The following is a 1,799-nucleotide window of genomic DNA, read 5'->3' as shown; positions in this document are numbered from 1 at the left end:
ACCCGTTCGCCCCGCCCACCCGTTCCGGATCAGCCGAGCTTGTCGGTGAAGCCCGTCGACAGGAACGTCTGGTGGGTGACCTTGCCCTTGCTGGGCCCGGCCGTCCACGTGAAGGTGTACTCCAGGATCGCGCTGGTCTTCGGGTCGACGATCACCTGGCCGAGACTCCTGGCCTCCGCGAACTCGACTGCCGTACCACCGCGCCCGGTACTGTCCTTGACCTGGCCGAGCAGCTTGACGCCCTTCAGGCCGCCCATCGCCTTGAAGGCCCCGGCCCGCAGTTTCGGGCTCGCCGGGGAGTCGGTGAGCAGGGTGACCGCCTGGTCGAAGGGCGAGATGCTGTCGGGCCGCGGCGGGGACTGAAGCAGGCCGAGCAACTTCCCCGAATCCGTGGTCAGTTGCCCAAGTCCCTTCCAGTCGAGGTCCTTCGGCCCGACCTGCCAGTCGGGCCGCAGCCCCTTCCGGTACACCTTGCCGCCGTTGACGACGTAGTAGTCCATGGACTGCGAGATGTATGTGGTCCCGACCGTCGTCCGCGTCTTCCAGTACTTCCCCGAGGAAACCGACTGCCTGGCGGCCACCGTGGAGATGTCGTCCAGGAAGACGGACGCGGTGTTCGCACGCGCCTCGCTGTGCGTGCCCGTGCCCGCCGAGGTCGCGCCGCTGTTGGCGTACGTCACCACGCCGGTCGCCACCGCGGCCGTGGCCAGCAGCCCGATCAGGGCCCGGCGGCGCCCGAACTGCCGCCCCAACAGCCGCCGTTCCGGCATCGCGACGACAACACCGGTCGCCACCTCGGTGGTTACGTCCGGCCCCGCGCTGGTTACGGCCGCCCCTTCCGTCGCTACGGCGGCCTCGACCTCCGCCAGCACCCGGGCCAACGCCCGCTCCGACAGCGGCTCGACGTGCCCCGCCGTCGCCAGTTCATCGGCACCGGGGAAGTCCAGCAGTGCGCCTCGCTCGTTCATACCGTTCGCCTCCGTGTCGTCGTACGTGGTCATGCGAGGTCTCCCGTCGCGGTCAGGTTCCGGCCCGCCGGGCGGGACGGCGTGAGGCGGTCGCGCAGTCGGCCGCGGGCCCGGTGCAGCCGCGAACGGGCGGTGCCCGCCGGGATGCCCACAACGGCGGCGGCCTCGGTCGGGGTGAGCTGCTCCCAGCTGATCAGCAGCAGCAACTCCCTTTCCTCTGGGGGCAGTTCGGCGAGTGCCCGGCGTAGAGCCGGGGCCATCGCGGCGGCGTCCAGCCGCTGGTCCACCACCTGCCAGGGGTCGGTGACATCCGGTCCCGGTGCGGGCTCCTGCCGTCCCGCCCGCCGCAGTTGCTGGGCGAGCACGTTGTGGGCCACCCCGAACAGCCAGCCCCGCGCCGAACCCCGCGCCGGGTCGAACGTGCGCCGGGCGGCGAACGCCTGAAGCCAGGTCTCCGCGAGCAGATCCTCCGACGCGGCGGGCATACGCCGGGCGAAGTAGCCGTACAGGGCGGAGGAATGCGTCTTCACGAGGTGAGTGAAGGCCACCGAGTCGCCGTGCGCGGACCGCGTCAACTGGGCTTCACTGTCGCCGAGTTCGCCGTCGGCGCGATGAGGTTCGCCGGCGCGGTGGCGGCGCCCGCCGCGGCGCCGGTTGCCCGGTTCATCCGGTTTCACCGAGTCTCCGTTTCCGACCGCCGGACGACGGTCTCAACCAGTACTTGTCATCGGACCCCAAGAGCGTTCGCGCCTTCGCGCACCCACCCCCACCAACACGCAACCCCCATTATGAGAGTTAACTTGCATAAAGAGAGTCCGCCCCCTACCTTAA

General features: G+C 70.3%; 2 protein-coding genes. Both read right to left on the bottom strand.

The features are described 5' to 3' along the window. Window positions 1–29 precede the first annotated feature (29 nt). Complete coding sequence (locus AC31A1_RS50895) at window positions 30–1,001, bottom strand: hypothetical protein (protein WP_489659830.1); 972 nt, start codon at window positions 999–1,001, stop codon at window positions 30–32. Then, a complete protein-coding gene (locus AC31A1_RS50890; protein ID WP_489659829.1) occupies window positions 998–1,645 on the bottom strand; it encodes an RNA polymerase sigma factor in 648 nt (215 codons plus the stop codon). The genes AC31A1_RS50895 and AC31A1_RS50890 overlap by 4 nt, the downstream gene beginning before the upstream one ends. Window positions 1,646–1,799 lie beyond the last annotated feature (154 nt).

This window comes from Streptomyces sp. P5F9 (assembly GCF_057961495.1).
Note: the sequence above shows the minus strand (reverse complement) of the source record. Positions and strands in the feature narration are given on the sequence as shown.